Below are 17,838 nucleotides of genomic sequence, written 5' to 3'. Positions count from 1 at the left end.
GCCATGAGCATTGAAGTACGTGTCCCCACGCTGGGCGAAAGCGTGACCGAAGCCACGGTCGCAACATGGTTCAAGAAACCCGGCGACGCCGTTGCTGTTGACGAAATGCTGTGCGAGCTGGAAACCGACAAGGTAACCGTCGAGGTTCCGTCGCCTGCTGCTGGTACATTGGGCGAGATCGTTGCTGCTGAAGGCGATACCGTTGGCGTTGACGCGCTGCTGGCCATGATCGGCGAAGGCGAGGGCGCTGCCCCTGCACCTGCCGCCGCTGAAGCTGCCCCGGCTGCTGCCGCTCCTGCCGCTGACGCAGGTCAGGCTGTGGACGTGATGGTCCCCGCGCTTGGCGAAAGCGTGTCGGAAGCCACCGTATCGACCTGGTTCAAACAGGTTGGCGACGCAGTTCAGCAGGACGAGATGCTGTGCGAGCTGGAAACCGACAAAGTATCCGTGGAAGTGCCCGCGCCTGCCGCTGGTGTGCTGGCCGAGATTCTGGCACCGGAAGGCACCACCGTTGACGCGTCGGCCAAACTGGCCGTCTTGTCTTCCGGCGGTGCGGTTGCCGCCGCTCCTGCTGCTGCTCCTGCCGCGGCTGCTGCACCTGCGGCGACTGGCAAGGACGTGGAAGACGCACCGTCGGCCAAGAAAGCCATGGCCGAAGCTGGCCTGAACCCCGCTGATGTACAGGGCACCGGTCGCGATGGCCGCGTGATGAAGCACGACGTTGCTGCCGCTTTGGCCGCACCGAAAGCTGCTGCTCCCGCCGCTGCCCCGGCCGCTCCGCGCGCTGCAGGCGATCCCGCCCGCGAAGAACGCGTGAAGATGACGCGCCTGCGTCAGACCATTGCGCGCCGACTGAAAGACAGCCAGAACACCGCCGCCATGCTGACCACCTATAACGAGGTGGATATGACGGAAACGATGGCTCTGCGTAAGGAATACAAAGACCTGTTCGAGAAGAAGCACGGCGTCCGTCTGGGCTTCATGTCCTTCTTCACCAAAGCTTGCTGCCACGCACTGAAAGAAGTGCCGGAAGTCAACGCCGAGATCGACGGCACCGACATCGTTTACAAGAACTATGTGAACATGGGTGTTGCTGCAGGTACGCCCACGGGCCTGGTGGTTCCGGTGATCAACGATGCCGACAGCATGTCTTTCGCTCAGATCGAAAAAGCCATTGCCGAAAAGGGCCGCAAAGCTCGTGACGGCAAGCTGTCGATGGACGAAATGCAGGGCGGTACCTTCACCCTGTCGAACGGTGGTGTTTACGGATCGCTGATGTCCTCGCCGATCCTGAACCCGCCGCAATCGGGCATCCTTGGCATGCACAAAATCCAAGACCGCCCAATGGCGATCAATGGCCAAGTTGTGATCCGCCCGATGATGTATCTGGCGCTGAGCTATGACCACCGCATCGTTGACGGCAAAGGCGCCGTAACCTTCCTTGTACGTGTGAAAGAAGCACTGGAAGATCCGCGCCGTCTGCTGATGGATCTGTAAAGAACCTTGGTGCGCTTGGCATTGGGCCGAGCGCGCCAGCATCCTGTTTTAGGCGCACGATTCAAGTCAAAGACCCGCATGCTATCGCGTGCTACGGTCGCCGCACACAGAGGGAGTTTCTGACCATGGCAACCCATATTCTCTGGCAAGCCGATGTGGCTGATTTCGACGCCTGGCATACGGTTTTCAAGAAGGACCGTTTCAACCGGAAAGCAGTCGGTATCCGCGAGCTTCATGTCTGGCGTGATCCTGCACAGGACAACCACGCGGTTGCGCTTTTCCAAGTTCTTGATCTTGACCGCGCCCGCGCGTTCTTCGAATCCGAAGAACTGGCCATGCATATGGAACGGGATGGTGTGATCAATGTGAGTGTGAAGCTGCTGACCCCGGTCTAAGGGACAGAACCACGGCGGTTTTCAACTTCAATTCGAATACGCAAGTTGCGCAGAAACGGCAGTCGGCCAGCGCATGGCGAAGAAAGAAGGATAAAGAGATATGGCAGACTATGACGTAATCGTAATCGGTGGTGGCCCCGGTGGCTATGTATGCGCCATCCGTTGTGCTCAGCTAGGCCTGAAGACCGCATGTGTTGAAGGTCGCGAGACGTTGGGCGGTACGTGTCTGAACGTTGGCTGTATCCCCTCGAAGGCGCTGTTGCACGCCTCGCACAGCCTGCATGAGGCCGAGCATAACTTCGCCAAGATGGGCCTGAAGGGCAAAAGCCCCTCGGTCGATTGGAAAGAGATGCTGGCTTATAAGGACGACGTCATTGGTCAGAACACCAAAGGCATCGAGTTCCTGTTCAAAAAGAACAAAGTTGACTGGCTGAAGGGCTGGGGCTCGATCCCTGCCGCCGGACAGGTCAAGGTGGGTGACGAGGTTCACAACGCCAAGCACATCGTGATCGCGTCCGGTTCCGAGCCGTCGAGCCTTCCGGGTGTTGAGGTAGACGAGAAGGTCGTCGTGACCTCGACCGGTGCGCTTGAACTGCCGAAGATCCCCAAGAAGATGGTTGTTATCGGCGCGGGCGTCATTGGTCTGGAAATGGGTTCGGTCTATGCACGTCTGGGGTCGGAAGTGACTGTTGTTGAGTTCCTCGACGACATCACGCCAGGCATGGACAAAGACATCCAGAAAACCTTCCAGCGCACGCTGAAAAAGCAGGGTCTGAACTTCATCATGGGTGCCGCCGTTCAGAAAGTGGACGCCAAGAAGACAAAGGCGACCGTAAACTACAAGCTGCGCAAGGATGACAGCGAGCATGTGATCGACGCCGATGTGGTGCTGGTTGCCACCGGCCGCCGTCCGTTTGTGGACGGTCTGGGTCTGGAAGCCGCTGGTGTAAAAATGACCGAGCGCGGTCAGATTGCCACCGACCACTGGAAAACCAGCGTTCCCGGCATCTGGGCGATTGGCGACGTGACCGAAGGTCCGATGCTGGCGCACAAAGCCGAAGACGAAGGCATGGCGGCTGCGGAAAGCATCGCCGGTCAGGCTGGTCACGTAAACTATGACGTGATCCCCGGCGTGATCTACACCTCGCCCGAGGTCGCATCCGTTGGCAAGACCGAGCAAGAGCTGAAAGAAGCTGGCGTTGACTACAAAGTTGGCAAGTTCAGCTTCATGGGCAATGGCCGCGCCAAGGCCGTCTTCCAAGGCGACGGGTTTGTGAAAATCTTGGCTGACAAAGCCACCGACCGCGTGCTGGGCGTCCACATCATGGGCCCAACCGCTGGCGAACTGATCCACGAAGCCTGTGTGCTGATGGAATACGGCGGATCGGCCGAAGATCTGGCCCGCACCTGCCACGCCCACCCGACCTTCTCGGAAGCGGTGCGTGAGGCGGCTCTGGCTTGCGGAGACGGCGCGATCCACGCCTAATTGCGGATTACCTACAAAACAGAAGGCACGCCGGTTGGCGTGCCTTTTTCTTTGGTCGCGTCGGTGTGTCTGAGGTTCACGAGAAACCTTTGCGTCATAGTAAGGCGTGGGGCTGGAATTGCCGTAGTTGTGCGAAGCAATATCAGAAGGAAGCCGGGCCACTTGACGTTAGCACCCGCTTCAACCTCAAAGTGATTGCCAAAGCAGAATATTGTGCCTATCGAGTGTCTAACAATTGTCACAAGATGATGGCTTAACGACTGCCCATAGCTAGCAAGTTTGCTGCAAACAGTGCACTAACAAGCGTTGAGAAGGCACGCTGAGAAGCTACTTGAGGTTTTGACGGGCAAGGCCAGTATCGATTTTAGAGAGTGAGCGAAATGAAAAACAACTCCACCGGCAGATCGCGGCTCATTGCATTTGCGAAGCTGATAAAAAAAGGCGCGGGAGCATCGGATTCTTCGCGGAAAAATCCTGATGACCTTTTTGAAGGTGATGACGCGCTTTTCAAATCAATTGCAGCGAAAAGTGTAACTTACTTCGAGTATGGGTGTGGAGCGAGCACCGTTTGGATGGCCAAAAACTCTGGTGCGAACATTCATGCGACAGATACGAGCTCGGCTTGGCTTGATAAGGTTCGGCAGCGTGTGCCGGCTGAAGCTACCGATCGGCTCCACTTGAACCACATTGATCTTGGGCCTTTGAAAGCCTGGGGTCGGCCAAGCACCTACGATCATCGTGCTAGATTTTCCGACTATGCCAGCCAGATGTGGAGCCAAGGGAACGCGGATCCTGATGTGGTTCTTGTAGATGGCCGTTTCCGGGTTTGCTGTTTTTTGACATCCCTAAGAAACGCACGTCCGGGAACGCATCTGTTTTTCGATGACTATATGAACCGGCCGCACTATCATGTCGTTGAAGAGTTTGTTCAGCGTGCAGACACTTGCGGACGGCAGGGTCTTTTCATTGTGCCCGAGAAAAGCACGCTCGATATCGAACGTCTGGACGCCGAGATTGCAGCGTTTCGCTATGTGATGGACTGATCGAACCAGGCGCTGTCCAAGCGCCTGTTCTTTCTACTTACTTCGGCAGCGCGACTTACCCCACCAGCATCTTCAAGCCCTGCGTCACATCCGTGCGTACGGCCAGCCGCAGGGCAGGCTCGTCTCCGGCTGCGAGGGCCGACAGGATCATGCGGTGGTGGCGTTGCAGGTCGGTACGCTGGCCGCTTGCGTAGAGCGCGCGCATGGTGGGCCCAAGCTGCAGCCAGACGGTCTCTGCCATGGCCAGAATGGCCGGAGCCTGTGCCCGCAGGTAAATCGTGCGGTGAAACTCCAGATTGGTCCGCAGATAGCCGATAGCATCTTGATTAGCGACGCATTCCGAAACCCGAGCGTTGATTGAACGCAGGCGGTCGATCAGGGTCATATGGGCGCGTGGCAGGGCGCGGGCGGCCAGTTCTGGCTCTAACAATGCACGCAGGGCGGTAAGTTCCTCGATCCGCTCGGCGGACAGGTCTGGTGCCGTCACACGGCCTGAGCTGGATAGGGTCAGCGCCCCTTCCGCAGCCAACCTGCGTACGGCCTCTCGTGCGGGCGTCATTGACACATCGTATTCAGCGCCGATGCCTCGAATGGTCAGACTTTCGCCGGGATCCAGCTCTCCGTGCATGATGCGGGTACGCAAGTGGCGATAAACGCGTTCATGCGCGCTGGTACTGTCCGAGGTTTGGCGAATTTGGCTTTGCATGCGGGTAATTGTGATCACAAATCCCAAAAGGTCAATCGCGAAAGCGATAGCGATGCAAATCGGTCCCGTGATCTTTCAACCATTTCCGTGGGGCTTGGTAGCTTGGAAAGATTTCCTCGACCTGTGCCCAGAAGGCGCTGGAGTGGTCCATATGCACAAGATGCGCGACTTCGTGGGCGGCCACGTACTCTAACACCTCTGGCGGGGCCATGATCAGACGCCACGAATAACTAAGATTGCCGCGAGAACTACACGACCCCCAGCGGGACCGTGTGTCGCGCAAGGTGATCCGACCGTATGACCGACCAACCTTCGCCGCATAGGTGTCGCTGGCGGCAACAAGGGCCACGCGGGCGGCTTCCTTTAGAAACATCTCGGCCCGGATCGCGTCACGTTCAGGGGAATGAGGTGGCAACAGCAATTTATTGTCGGAAATTTGCACAACACGCGCATGTCCGCGCGCCAGTGCCAGTGGCTCTCCGCGAAAGGGAAGCGTGGACCCAATGCCCGGCACTTCACTGGGAGCAGTTTGCGCCAGATGGCCCCGGATCCAGTCCAGTCGTTCGGTGGCAAACTGAAGGGCTCCGTCCTTGTCGGACCCGTGAGGAGCCGTCAGCGTCACGCGCCCATCCAGGCGGGACACGCGCAAAGACAGTCTGCGCGCACGTTTCGATGCCCGAAGCTCGATTACAACCGGATCGGGTGATCCCAAAGTCAGGGTCGTGCTCTCTGTTAGCCGATTGCGTGAATTTCGAAACAACATGCCCCTCAATGAGGCTTGAATCCGTCCAAGGTCAACCCTTCGCTGCAAAAGGCTTTGACACCCTTGCAGCATTGTGGCAGTTGCCTGAAATCTCAGATGAGTCAGTATGAACGGAAAGGGTTTCAAATGCCCAAAGCTGAATGGGGCGTCAAACGTGTATGCCCGACGACCGGAAAACGCTTTTACGACCTGAACGCCGATCCGGTGGTCAGCCCCTATACGGGTGAGGTCGTAAACCTGGAGACCGGTAAAGGGTCGCGCACGATGGTGGCCGACAAAGAAGACAAAGCAGTCATGAAGGACGATCTGGTCGACGACGCAGATGCTGTTCTGGAAGATGACGACGCATCCGATGTCGATCTGGGCGATGATGTTCTGGACGACGATGATGATGAAGAAGTGTCGCTGGACGAAATCGCGGATATGCCCGCGGAAGAAGACGAGTAAGCGTCAATAATTTTTGCAAAGGCGCGTTTTTTGGGTTGAACCCCTTCGCGCCTTTGCATAAATACCGCGCACAGACAGCAACTTGGCTGTCACGGATGGGGCCTTAGCTCAGTTGGTAGAGCGCTTGCATGGCATGCAAGAGGTCAGCGGTTCGACCCCGCTAGGCTCCACCAAATCCCTCTCTCTGATTTGGCAATGATTTTAAGTGGTTGCGCAGCATTCGATTTCCATTCGCATGCATTGTTGCCATTTCGCACTCTGTATACGTCTAAGAATTCAGGCCTCGCGATCGCTCAATTGGCGCGGCTCGAAGTTGGTGCGATTTCTGGCTGGCCGTGCATTTCATTTCAACGATACGGCCAAGCCAGTTTGTTATGGTTGTTAGCGATTTTCGCGCGTCGTCGGCGAACCAAACTCACAAGTGTTTGTGAAACGGCAGCCCCACCCGTTGCCCGCGTCGGGGTAGCTCAGTGTTGGCATGGACATGGCATGTGCCGCCGTAGGCACCGTAATTGCGCCAAGGCCAATAGCGGATGCGGCAACAACGATCTTAACTGATTGAGTGAACATATTCATTTTGAAACTCCTTTTGTCTGATCTCTGGATCATGCCGTGGTCCTAAGGTGCGTTTCATGAGGAGAATTGCCCATATCGCTTTGGGTAGCTTTGCTCATGCATGTGCTAAGAGCGCCATGCCAGTTTTGAAACATCAGCAAACGACGCGCTGAAACAAAAAGCGTCGAGGATGTTTCGAAGGAGAAATTTGATGAAATCCCTTACTGTACTTGCATTTATTGCTTCGACTGGCGCGGCTTTTGCCGGTGGAGCTTCGTATGATGTCAGCGGAACAACGGTTGGCAAATCAGAGAACAAATATATGCCTCTGGGCGAGACGCATGTTTTTGTCGATCTCAAGTCGATGTACACGTTGCCCGAAAATGGATCCCCCCTTGATGGGATGACCGGTGAATGCTTGGGCAGCATGCAAATTGCTCTGGGCTCTGGCGCTTCTGGTATGGGGGTCTGCACTTGGTCTGACGCAGATGGCGACACATGGTTTGGCCCCTGGAATGTCACCGGCATGACGCCGGAACGAGCCTCGGTTGGGACATGGTATGTCGCGGGTGGGACTGGAAAGTTTGCCAATGCGACTGGCGGCGGCACTTTCACCACAGCGACCAATCCCGAGACCGGGGATTCTAAGCTCGATGTTCTTGGGTCGGTTGCCGTTAACTAAGGGGTTGGTTCCCTAGAAGTGACGAGCGCAGAGGCGCTTCGGTCCACAAACCTAAGTTCGGCGTTTTAGAAAGGACGCCGAACTTTTCTGTGACAACACGACGAAACCCAAGAAGCTTTGTGTTTTGAGCACCAACTCGATCTCAAGTGATCTGTGGCTGCTGTTCTCCGAACAAATACGGATCTTCTGAATCAAACATTGCGCCGACAGCCCGGAATACGGACAGCGCGTCTGACAGCTCGCGGTTCGAAGCGACACCGACCTTGTCATATACAGATTGAATTTGGTTGCGGATGGTCTTTTCAGCCCGGCCCAGTTCGCTTGAGATCTGCACGGGCGTTTGTCCGGACGCCAAGGCGTTGCAGATCGTCGCTTCACGCGGTGTTAGTTGGAAGACGTCCTGCAACAACCCGGGATTAATCGAATGCGTTCCGTGTGCCCCGACAAAGATCGCTAGCAACTGGTCTTTATCAAACACGTCTTTCTCTGCCTGCAGATGCGTGACCATCGAAGGATGGAATGGCGCGACGCAGAGCGAAATAACGCCATCCGCCTGCTCCAGACGCAAGCCGCGGGCATCGTTGTCAATTTCGACATCAAGCAGGATCTTACGAAACGCGTTGAAATCATGCGTATCGACCAAAGACAGGCTTCCGGTCTGGGACAGCCGAAATATGTCCCCTCGGTCCAAAAGGCGCTGTCCTGCCGAATTTGCCATCTGTAATGTCCGGCCGCTGTCCGAAATCAAAAGCGGGATGGCGATCGCGTCCAAAAATCCTTTGTAAGTTTCGGCAACTTCCTTAGCCATATAAAGTGCCCGGGCAATTCTTGTTGCGCGCACCACATGAGGTGAAATGAGTTCCAGAATTTGGCGGAGCCCGACGAAGTCTTTTTCAAGCTTTTCTTCTTCGTTCTCAAAAAACATAAGGGCTGCCAGACGCGTGCCATTTAGTGCGAAAACGAGCGTCGTCCAATGACCGGTTCGAACTGGCTTCATGAAAATCCGATTGAATGCCGTGTTGCGATACTCTTCATCCGAATACCAATCCCGAGAGCTGCGGACCCTGCCCAAAGTTGGCGGATCGCGTCGAAGCGCGGCTGCGCGCTCGTCGGCATAGGCCTTCTGATCACCAATAAAATGTCCGTCGTCCCAGCGGGCTTCATACATTGATTTAAAACGTTCGGTCATAAAACCTGAAGGAGAATACCCACCAAGGAAATGGCCGCCGTCGAACGTGCCGGTCAATGCCATATGACCAGGGAACATCTCGCATATCTTTTGAAGCAGCCTCTCCCATTGGTTCTGTTCAAGCGCTGAATCATAAATAAGACCAATGAGTTCGCTTAGTTCTTGTGCTGCTCTCATGTCAGAGCCGGCCACGATTGACCTCCCCACTCCAGCCAATTTCTTCAACAAGTAATGTAGCGACTTCAATACTTCACACTGAAAACAATTCCGTCAAGGCTGTGGATATTGCTGGCCACGCACGTTTTCACGTCTTCGACATATAGGACGGAGAACGCTGTGGACTTGCCCGTTTTCCAAACAGGGCAAAGCCCAAAGGGCATAGTCATTGACTTTGGCTCTTCAGGCGTTTCCGGTTTCTTGACGACCTGAGTCCTGGTTTCCGTGGTACCGGCTTGATGGGTGTTTGGATGCAGTTTGTGTCCGCAATCCGCCAAGTGTGGTCTGTGCGTACAGGGTCATATAGGCTGCACCTGAACCAATCTGCGTTCTCGCTTCTTATTAGAAGATGAGCAGTCCCAACCCTGCCGCGATCAGCACGGTCCAGATCTCTCCCTTTTTCAGATGCATCAGTAAGACGCACGACAGTACGAAAATCGCCGCGGGTGCCAGCAGGTTTGTCGCTTCACTGGCGATACCTATCAGCAACGAAGCTGCGGCCGAGATGATCAATCCAAAGACTGCTGTTCGAATGCCGGCCTGTGCGGCTTTGAAACGCGACAAGTGGCGGAACCGCTGTAACTGATGCGAGGCCAGTATGATCAAGGCAGCTGGCGGCATGAAGATTGCAATTGTCGCAATCACAGCGCCGGCGAGGCCCGCGACTTTATACCCGATGAATGTCGCGCTGATCAGAATGGGTCCGGGCGTGACCTGACCCAGTGCAATACTTGCTGCGAAATCCTCGATGGCCAGCCAACCGTAAGTATTCACGACGGCCTCTTGGATCATGGGTATGAAGATATATCCGCCCCCAAAGAGCAGCAGGCTCATGCCGGAGAACACCGAAAACAACTGCACAAGGATCGATGTGATATTCAATTGAGGAAGAAACAGGAACAGGCCGATACACATAAGCAAGAACAAAGAGACGACACGTGACCCGCGTCCAAATGCTGGTTGAACGCGCGGTTCTTCGACGGGAATATCCGCATCGGCCGACTGATGTCGCAGGATGCCGACGACCGCCGCGACCGCGAAAATTCCGACCACGACCCAGATACCACCAACGGTCAAAAGCAGGACGGCCGCTATTGCGGCTATAGCAACATCTATGGGTCCCTGAAGGGCCTTCTCACGCATCTTCAGGCCCGCATTCAGGATAATGGCCGCAATCGCGGGCAGAACGCCTGCCAGCGCCTTGTCCGCCACAACCAGAGTTCCCCAAGACAGGTAAAGGGCCGCGAAGCCGACCATCAGAAGGAATGACGGAAGGATCACCGCCGCGGCGCACACGGCACCGCCAAGCGGACCGCGGATCTTGTCGCCGACATATGCGACGACATTCACCGCGACGGGTCCTGGAAGCAGCATCGCAAGGGCGACACCGTCCATGATGTCATCATCCTCAATCAGACGGTACTTCCCAACGATCTCGGACCGAACAACCGAGATCAGCGCCATATATCCGCCCCACGAGATGCACCCAATTTTGAAGAAGATTAAAAACAATCGGACGAGCGAAATCTCCTCGGCGTAGGCGCTGACAGATTTATGCGACATGGCGTTTTGTGTTGCTGTTGGCGAGACGTTCTTTGATCTCTTGCATCACCGACGCCTGCGCTTTTCGCTTCTGCAAATCGTCGGGGTTTGCATTTTCCAGAGCTTGCACCTTAAGGCGCTGGTTCTCATCGTCAAAATCGCTCATCAATGGGTAACCCATCCTGTCCAAGATGTCGCCCGCAACAGCTTCGAATACCGCGATATCCTGTGGGCTCATCTCGCGCATAAACTTGTTTGTATTCTGCGACATGACCGGTTTTTGCACATTGGACCACATCTGCCCGGCCACGGATGTGCTCGCGGCTTCGCGGGATTTATGGAACTCTAACATGTCGGGATAGAACTGGACGTTCATAAAGTCACACAAGCGACGCAGCTCGGATTCTGGACGCGCGATCAAGTCGGAGTACGCGATCGATATGAAACGGTCAGCCGATAGTTTTCGGCCAAGTTCCAGTGCCTTTTCCTGCTCTGCACGCCATTGTCTTGCAATGTGATAGAATGATTTTTCGCCCACGATCGCCTTGCGGAACGACAGTGCTGAGTCCCGTCCATCACGATGCAGGTGGATGAATTTGGCATTCTCACCACCAAAGCGGTCAATCTCTTCCGCGAAGTGAACATTCGCTAGGGATTTGCAAACCCAGTCCGTTGCCATGTTGTGACGTGTCAGCAGGTTATGGATCTCAAAATAGACGGCCACGAGTGAGTTCTCTGAGCAAGCTTGCTCCAAGGCTGCGCGATCAATCTGGCCAAGTTTCCAACTGACCGGGTTGGTTTCGACAAGCAGACAAACGTCATCCACCAAGCGCGAAAACGCCTGTGGATCCTGCAGGTCGCCATATTCAGACAACAACGGCCAAAGTCTTTCCAGAATATGTGGTGGGTGAGGGGCAACAAGTTCGGGTGACTGGTTCAACATGATACGCAGTAGGTTCGAACCAGACCTTTGCGTCCCGATCATGAAATATGGCATCTGCAGCGCTCCGTTTTGGACCACCTTCTCTGACGCTTCAGAGTCGCGGTGGTTGCTTCAAGACACAACTAAAGCGTGTAAATTGTTTACGTTTCGTTAACGCAGATGAAACACACATTAACCTTAAGAGCTTTTCCTCTGTGTGGCGTGAAATTGGGAAAACTACCTGTGTAGTGAAAATATTAAGCAATCTGCCCCAAGTTCCGAAAGCGAACTCGAAAATTCATCGGCAGAGATGTTGATCGACTACCGACGGCGTCCAAAGGGGCTCACATGATCAGAAATACACTTTGCTCAACTCTTGGTGGCGTACTTGGCGTCATCGCAGCGCTGTGGCTAAACGCATCACCGCTTGTCGCACAGACGTATACATTCGGCATCGTTCCACAATTCGAAGCGCGAAAGCTCGCACGGATTTGGGAGCCGATTATCAGCGAAATCGAGAAACGCACTGGCTACGATTTCGAGATTGTGGGTTCGCCCCGGATCCCAGAATTTGAAACCAGCTTCATGAATGGTGAATTTGATTTCGCCTATATGAACCCGTATCACGCGATCATCGCCGCTCAAACACAGGGATATCAGCCGCTCATACGTGATGGGGGGCGTGAACTGTTCGGCATTCTGGTTGTACGCGATGATAGTGAATATCAATCGGTTGAGGACCTAGAAGGTCAAACCATCGCTTTCCCTGCGCCAAATGCACTTGGTGCTTCGCTGTTGATCCGATCCGACTTGACCAATCAACGCAAAGTCGGGTTTTCGCCAATGTACGTGTCAACACATGGATCGGCTTACCTAAATGTTATTCTGAACCAAGCTGCAGCAGCTGGTGGGGTGATGGGGACGTTCCGTTCACAGCCGATCGAGATATCAGAACAGCTGCGTGTCCTCTACAAAACCACCCGTGTTCCGCCGCACCCTATTGCTGCTCATCCACGAGTTCCCGAGGAAGTGCAAAGACAGGTAACGCAGGCCTTTCTGGACCTTTGGAAAACTGGATATGGGCGTGAATTGCTTGAACGGGTTCCGATCCGTGAGGTGATCGAAACAAGTCTGGAAGACTACACGGAATTGCAAGGAATGGGTTTAGATGAGTTCTTTGTTAAGTGATCCACCACTTGTGGCGTCTGCCAAAGCGGCTTTTGACTCGGCTTTGGCAGGCGTGCGCTTCAAGCTGCGCAGCCGCTTTGTAGCCCTGCTTGCATGCATGATGTGCATATGTGTGCTGGGGCTGTCCTTTATCTGGGAACCGCGTCTGACGCGCGAGATGACTGTCTCGCAGGTCCGAAATCTGGATCAGAATGTCGAAATTCTGTCAGATGCGCTTATTCCGTTTCTGCTGCAAAATCAAATCGGTGCGGTTTTCGAGACTCTTAGCAGCATGCAGGGGCGATACCAGAACTGGGAAACCGTCATTCTTACGACGCCGGATGGCACGCGGCTATATCCCCTGTCTAAGGCCGACCCGGTAGCCAAGCCCGACATAATTCAGACATCGCGGAGCATCTCGTTTGAAGGTAAAGAACTGGCGGTGCTTTCGGTTCGTGTTGATATCTCCGACGATCTCGGGCAGATCCGCCGGCAAGTTCGATATCTTACAATCCTGATCGCGGTTTTCTTCCTTGGGGCGCTTGTTGTGGTCGGCGTTCTTCTGGAACATTGGGTTGTGAAACGAGCAGCCTTGCTCGCTTCAGCCGCTCAACAGCTTGCCCGAGGTAACTATCAGGCGAAAATTCCGCCCAGTTCAAACGATGAAATTGGCGATCTGACCAATAGTTTTTCCACGATGCGGACAACCATCAAAGAGAACGAACAAAGCCTGATCGCATCCCGTGACGAAGCCCAGGCAGCGGCAGAGGCAAAATCCCGTTTTCTGGCCACCATGAGCCACGAGATTCGCACACCCTTGAATGGGGTAATTCCGATTGCCGAACTTCTGTTGGAACAAGAGCTACCGAAAGATCAGTCGCAGCTGATTGAAACGATACAGGAATCCGGAAAGGCGCTTAAGTCTATCATTGATGACATCCTAGACATCACAAAAATGGACGAGGGGAAATTCGTCCTCCACAACGATGAATTCTCGATCAGAAGTTTGGTGCAGAATGTCGTAGGCATCTTCCAAGTCGCGGCGAAAAACAAAGAAATTTCTCTCGATTTTTCGGTGCAGGAGATTTGCCCAAAGATCGTCATGGGTGATGCAAATAGGTTGCGCCAAGTTCTGATTAACCTCGTTGGAAACGCCATTAAGTTCACCTCAGAAGGGGGTGTTACGGTGCGCGTAACCACGCCCGCTAGATCCAACGCTCCTAACTGCACAATTTGCTTTGAGGTTTCCGATAGCGGAATTGGAATCTCGGAACAGGATCAAGCTCAGGTCTTCGAACGGTTTGTTCAAGTGGATAATCGTAGCAACCGCGAATACCAAGGCACGGGTCTAGGACTATCTATTTGCAATATGCTGGTGGCAGAGATGGGTGGCGAACTGTCTGTTGATAGTTGTGAAGGCGAAGGCAGCCGTTTCTATTTTTCGTTGCCGTTCAACTCTGTTGAAGTTGAGAGGGAACCCAAAGCTGAACGAGAGCCCGATCAGAAAACCCATTCGTCGCGTCATCAGCCACGCGCAATGCCGTCCAGTATTCTGGTGGTAGATGATAGCAAAACGAACCTAAAGATCGCTAAGGTTATTCTACGTTCACTCGAACACGATGTAACTACTGCCGAAAGCGGTGAAAGCGCCATCAATCTACTGAAGAAAGAGCATTTTGATCTAGTCTTGATGGACGTCAACATGCCTGGGATTGACGGGCTGGAAACAACGCGCCGTATTCGAAATGGTTCACAAAAAATGCTCCATACTCCAATAATCGGTTTGAGTGCGAGTGCCTTTTCAGAAGACATAGAGAACTGTTTAGAAGCCGGCATGAACGGCTTCCTAGCCAAGCCTCTATCGAAAACTGACTTGGTCGAGACGCTATCCGAACATCTAACTCAAATATGCAGGGCGTGATTATCCTTCGTCAGTTCTTAAATGGGTTCAAACGCGGCCTCGAAAACGGCGCTATGTCAGCCTGAGGTGGCCATTTATCTGTTCTTTGAGGAATAGGCACCGATTTGGTTTTTGCACCATGAACGTCGGTTTACGGGAGCCTCTTGAACGACCTGCTGAATTCCATGTGCGGACGCCTGGTGGAAACTGCCTTTAACTTCAAACCCGTCAAGTTTGTGGTTCCGTAAACCGCGTGGATGATGTGAAAGCGATCCGCGCAATGTGTCGTTGGGCTTCAGCAATGCATGGATCGCGTGAACACTTCGACACCTTTCTCGGGCGGGGCACAGCGATCTGATAGGGTGTGGTGTCGAACTGGCTGGTCAATCTATGTGCAGCTCGTTCGCATCACGGGAAAAGAGCAAGACATACTTGTCCCGCGATGCGGTTTTGAGGACTAGTAAACGCGCGCGCCATCCGAGTTGAAAAGATATGCGTTGTCCCTGTTAAATCCCAAAGCTAACGATTGCCCTTCAGCAATGTCATGCTGACCAAACAGGCGTGCCGTAATCTGTTGACCGCCGAGATTGGCGATTACGTTGGTATCTCCACCAAGTTTCTCAACATGGCTGACATTCACCGACAAGGCGCCATCGTCTGTCAGATACAGATCCTCGGGCCGTACACCCATTGTCCGATCATCGCCTTTCGTCACCAGGCTGGCTGGGAAAAAATTCATGGCGGGTGATCCAAGAAACCCTGCGACAAACTGGTTAGCCGGGTTGTTGTAAAGCTCCATAGGGCTGCCAATTTGCTCGACACGCCCGTCGCGCAGAACGACGATTTTGTCGGCCAGCGTCATTGCTTCGGTCTGGTCGTGAGTGACATAGACCATCGAGGTGCCAAGCTGCGCGTGCAACCCGGCGATCTCGATCCGCGTGTTCATGCGTAGGGCCGCATCAAGGTTCGACAACGGTTCGTCAAACAGGAAAATCTTGGGCTGTCGCACGATGGCGCGTCCGATGGCGACGCGTTGTCGCTGACCGCCCGATAGCTCGGAGGGGAAGCGATCCAGATACTCTTCAAGGTTCAACATCCGGCTGGCTTCAGCCACACGGGCGTCAATCACATCCTTGGGCTGTTTTTCCTGTTTCAACGCCAGCGACATGTTCTTGCGCACATTCAGGTGCGGATAAAGCGCATAGCTTTGAAACACCATCGCGATCCCGCGTTTCGAGGGCGGAGTCGTGTTCACCACGTCGTCCCCGATACGGATCTCGCCCGAGCTGGCGTCTTCAAGGCCAGCAATCACACGCAGAAGCGTTGACTTGCCGCAGCCTGATGGGCCGACGAACACGACGAACTCGCCTTCTTCGATTTCAATATTGATATCTTTCAGCACATGAACTTTGCCGAAGGATTTGTTCACATTGGTCAGGGTCAGCGCCGTCATGGCGTCACCTCCATCAGGTTTACAGGTTGTCCGGAGCGGACACTTTCATCAGCGGCTAAACAAATGGCCAGCGACTGAATAGCGTCCTGCATGTGTCGGGTAAGGTCTACGTCTTCATGGATCGCACGCAGCATATAGGATTGCTCGGCATCGCAGAGTTCTTGGTGGCCGGGCTCGTCTGGAAGGTCGATCAGGGTGTCGCCATCAGGTCGGTGCACCAACAATCCTCCAACCTTGGTATGGCCGTCCACGTCGGAAGAGCCGGCCTTGTCAGATTCAGTGATAGACACGGACCCGGCGGGCGAAATTACGTCTTTCACAAAGAACGCGGTCTCAGACATCATCGGGCCCCAGCCGGCTTCGTACCAGCCAACGGATCCATCATCGAAGGTGACCTGAAATTGGCCGTAATTGTACATGTCCGGCGCGATTTCGTCTGAAAGGCGCAAACCCATTGCATTCACACGCACGGGTTTGGCGTCGGTGATTTGACACCAGACATCGACGTAGTGGACGCCACAATCGACAATCGGGGCTGTGGTCTGCATCAGTGCCTTGTGGGTCTCCCACTCGGCACCTGTGCTTTGTTGGTTTAGGTTCATCCGAAAGACGTAAGGCCCGCCCAGTGCGCGTGCCTCGTTGATCAGGCGCACCCAACTGGGATGGTGGCGTAGGATATAGCCCACGACCAGTTTCCGGCCCAGCCGGGTCGCCGTTTCCACCACCCCGCGCGCATCTTCGACGGTGGTAGCCAGTGGCTTTTCGACGAAGACATGCGCACCTGCTTCCATCGCTGCCACGGCATAGTCTGCGTGGCTGTCGGAATAGGTGGCGATAACCACGAGGTCGGGTTGAGTGGTGGCGAGGGCCTCGTGGAAATCTGTATAGATCGGATAAGCCGCCAGATCGCTCTGATCCGTGTTGCCGGACCGATTGACCAACCCCACAATCTCGGCGTCTGGATGATGGTGATGTGCCAGAGCATGACTCATCCCCATATTGCCCAGCCCTGCAACCAAAACACGTGTCATTTCACGGCTCCTGACGTGATGCCGCGGATCAGCTGACGCGAGAAGATCACGTAGAGCGCCAGTACCGGCAGGATCGCCATCGACAGGGCGGACAGAACCGCGTTCCAGTCGGTTACGAACTGGCCGATGAAGACCTGGCTGCCAAGCGTCAACGTTTTGGTTTCTTCGGCGGGGGCGAGGATCAGCGGGAACCACAGGTCGTTCCAGATCGGGATCATGTTGAATACAGCAACCGTCGCCATCGCCGGTCGCACCAGAGGCAACACAAGCTTGAAGAAGATTGCGTATTCCGACAGGCCATCAATCCGCCCCGCGTTCTTCAGGTCATCTGATACCTGCTTCATGAATTCGGACAAGATGAAGACAGCCAAAGGCAAGCCTTGCGCGGTATAGACAAGTATCAGCGCCCACAGTGAATTGACCAATCCGGTGGCCACCATCATCTCGAGGATTGCAACGGTGCCGATACGGATCGGGATCATGATGCCAAGGGCAAGGTACAGCCCCATCAGCGTATTGCCTTTGAAGCGGTACTCGGCCAGTGCGAAAGCCGCCATGGCGCCGAAAAGCAGCACAAAGAACAGCGAGGCGACGGTCACGATCATTGAGTTCTGGAAGTAGAGGAAGAAATCCCCCTGTTTCATCACCGTCTGATAACCAATCATCGAAAAGCTGTCCGCATCGGGCAGCGCCAAAGGCTCGCGGAAGATTGCGCGACGCGTCTTGAAGCTGTTGATCAGGATCACGAAAACCGGGAACAGCGCGATCAGTGTGTAAAGGATCAGCGCGCCATGCATCGCGGCTGTATTAAGCGGGTTTGTGCGGGCCTGTTTCATGGTCCTAA

The 17,838-nt window shown here is 54.6% G+C and carries 17 protein-coding genes and 1 tRNA gene; 9 read left to right on the top strand and 9 right to left on the bottom strand.

Annotation, left to right across the window (positions count from 1 at the left end; all coding sequences use genetic code 11):
* The first annotated feature begins 3 nt into the window (after positions 1 to 3).
* From odhB to ACP15F_RS10645, 4 genes are all read left to right on the top strand, one after another.
* Entirely contained in the window at positions 4 to 1,497 is a 1,494-nt protein-coding gene (odhB, locus tag ACP15F_RS10660; protein WP_424940773.1) for a 2-oxoglutarate dehydrogenase complex dihydrolipoyllysine-residue succinyltransferase, read from the top strand.
* 125 nt (positions 1,498 to 1,622) lie between these two features.
* Positions 1,623 to 1,892, top strand: coding sequence for a hypothetical protein (locus tag ACP15F_RS10655; RefSeq protein ID WP_424940772.1), 270 nt, complete (start codon positions 1,623 to 1,625; stop codon positions 1,890 to 1,892).
* 100 nt (positions 1,893 to 1,992) lie between these two features.
* Complete coding sequence (gene lpdA / locus ACP15F_RS10650) at positions 1,993 to 3,378, top strand: dihydrolipoyl dehydrogenase (RefSeq protein WP_424940771.1); 1,386 nt, start codon at positions 1,993 to 1,995, stop codon at positions 3,376 to 3,378.
* Between the two features lie 380 nt (positions 3,379 to 3,758).
* On the top strand, positions 3,759 to 4,421 hold the full coding sequence (locus ACP15F_RS10645; protein WP_424940770.1) for a hypothetical protein: 663 nt from the start codon (positions 3,759 to 3,761) through the stop codon (positions 4,419 to 4,421).
* A gap of 55 nt (positions 4,422 to 4,476) precedes the next feature.
* Here the strand turns inward: ACP15F_RS10645 and ACP15F_RS10640 are convergent, their stop codons facing one another.
* Together ACP15F_RS10640 and ACP15F_RS10635 are read right to left on the bottom strand one after the other, a co-directional pair.
* The gene (locus ACP15F_RS10640; RefSeq protein ID WP_424940769.1) at positions 4,477 to 5,127 is read right to left on the bottom strand and encodes a GntR family transcriptional regulator; all 651 of its coding nucleotides are present in this window, start codon (positions 5,125 to 5,127) and stop codon (positions 4,477 to 4,479) included.
* Positions 5,128 to 5,158: 31 nt separating this feature from the next.
* A complete protein-coding gene (locus tag ACP15F_RS10635; RefSeq protein WP_424940768.1) occupies positions 5,159 to 5,890 on the bottom strand; it encodes a M48 family metallopeptidase in 732 nt (243 codons plus the stop codon).
* Between the two features lie 126 nt (positions 5,891 to 6,016).
* Between ACP15F_RS10635 and ACP15F_RS10630 the strand changes: the two genes are divergently transcribed.
* Together ACP15F_RS10630 and ACP15F_RS10625 are read left to right on the top strand one after the other, a co-directional pair.
* The gene (locus ACP15F_RS10630) at positions 6,017 to 6,337 is read left to right on the top strand and encodes a TIGR02300 family protein (protein ID WP_424940767.1); all 321 of its coding nucleotides are present in this window, start codon (positions 6,017 to 6,019) and stop codon (positions 6,335 to 6,337) included.
* Between the two features lie 97 nt (positions 6,338 to 6,434).
* Positions 6,435 to 6,510, top strand: a tRNA-Ala gene (locus ACP15F_RS10625).
* 208 nt (positions 6,511 to 6,718) lie between these two features.
* Here ACP15F_RS10625 and ACP15F_RS10620 read toward each other — a convergent pair.
* The gene (locus ACP15F_RS10620; protein ID WP_424940766.1) at positions 6,719 to 6,913 is read right to left on the bottom strand and encodes a hypothetical protein; all 195 of its coding nucleotides are present in this window, start codon (positions 6,911 to 6,913) and stop codon (positions 6,719 to 6,721) included.
* A gap of 190 nt (positions 6,914 to 7,103) precedes the next feature.
* Between ACP15F_RS10620 and ACP15F_RS10615 the strand changes: the two genes are divergently transcribed.
* Positions 7,104 to 7,574: a hypothetical protein gene (locus tag ACP15F_RS10615; RefSeq protein ID WP_424940765.1), complete on the top strand. Its 471-nt coding sequence runs from the start codon at positions 7,104 to 7,106 to the stop codon at positions 7,572 to 7,574.
* A gap of 142 nt (positions 7,575 to 7,716) precedes the next feature.
* Here ACP15F_RS10615 and ACP15F_RS10610 read toward each other — a convergent pair whose 3' ends face one another.
* The 3 genes from ACP15F_RS10610 to ACP15F_RS10600 all read right to left on the bottom strand — a co-directional run bounded on the left by ACP15F_RS10610 (position 7,717) and on the right by ACP15F_RS10600 (position 11,518).
* Positions 7,717 to 8,955, bottom strand: a complete 1,239-nt coding sequence (locus ACP15F_RS10610; protein WP_424940764.1) for a helix-turn-helix transcriptional regulator — start codon at positions 8,953 to 8,955, stop codon at positions 7,717 to 7,719.
* A gap of 366 nt (positions 8,956 to 9,321) precedes the next feature.
* Positions 9,322 to 10,542 (bottom strand): chromate efflux transporter, encoded by a 1,221-nt coding sequence (chrA, locus tag ACP15F_RS10605; protein ID WP_424940763.1) that lies wholly within the window; start codon positions 10,540 to 10,542, stop codon positions 9,322 to 9,324.
* Entirely contained in the window at positions 10,532 to 11,518 is a 987-nt protein-coding gene (locus ACP15F_RS10600; RefSeq protein WP_424940762.1) for a sulfotransferase family protein, read from the bottom strand. The genes chrA and ACP15F_RS10600 overlap by 11 nt, the downstream gene beginning before the upstream one ends.
* A 273-nt stretch (positions 11,519 to 11,791) precedes the next feature.
* On the opposite strand from ACP15F_RS10600, the gene ACP15F_RS10595 reads away from it, so the two are divergent.
* Complete coding sequence (locus tag ACP15F_RS10595; protein WP_424940761.1) at positions 11,792 to 12,631, top strand: phosphate/phosphite/phosphonate ABC transporter substrate-binding protein; 840 nt, start codon at positions 11,792 to 11,794, stop codon at positions 12,629 to 12,631.
* Positions 12,612 to 14,531 (top strand): ATP-binding protein, encoded by a 1,920-nt coding sequence (locus tag ACP15F_RS10590; protein WP_424940760.1) that lies wholly within the window; start codon positions 12,612 to 12,614, stop codon positions 14,529 to 14,531. The genes ACP15F_RS10595 and ACP15F_RS10590 overlap by 20 nt, the downstream gene beginning before the upstream one ends.
* Before the next feature lie 436 nt (positions 14,532 to 14,967).
* On the opposite strand, the gene ACP15F_RS10585 is transcribed toward ACP15F_RS10590, so the two are convergent.
* From ACP15F_RS10585 to ACP15F_RS10575, 3 genes are read right to left on the bottom strand one after another with little or no spacing between them, the layout of a single operon-like run.
* Positions 14,968 to 15,963: an ABC transporter ATP-binding protein gene (locus ACP15F_RS10585; protein ID WP_424940759.1), complete on the bottom strand. Its 996-nt coding sequence runs from the start codon at positions 15,961 to 15,963 to the stop codon at positions 14,968 to 14,970.
* Positions 15,960 to 16,994: a Gfo/Idh/MocA family protein gene (locus ACP15F_RS10580; protein WP_424940758.1), complete on the bottom strand. Its 1,035-nt coding sequence runs from the start codon at positions 16,992 to 16,994 to the stop codon at positions 15,960 to 15,962. The genes ACP15F_RS10585 and ACP15F_RS10580 overlap by 4 nt, the downstream gene beginning before the upstream one ends.
* A complete protein-coding gene (locus ACP15F_RS10575) occupies positions 16,991 to 17,830 on the bottom strand; it encodes a carbohydrate ABC transporter permease (RefSeq protein WP_424940757.1) in 840 nt (279 codons plus the stop codon). The genes ACP15F_RS10580 and ACP15F_RS10575 overlap by 4 nt, the downstream gene beginning before the upstream one ends.
* Between the last annotated feature and the right edge of the window lie 8 nt (positions 17,831 to 17,838).

Origin of the sequence: Aliiroseovarius sp. S253 (assembly GCF_049800855.1) — a bacterium.
Taxonomy (GTDB): Bacteria; Pseudomonadota; Alphaproteobacteria; order Rhodobacterales; family Rhodobacteraceae; genus Aliiroseovarius.
The sequence above is the reverse complement of the archived record's forward strand: the minus strand, read 5'-3'. Positions and strand labels throughout refer to the sequence as shown.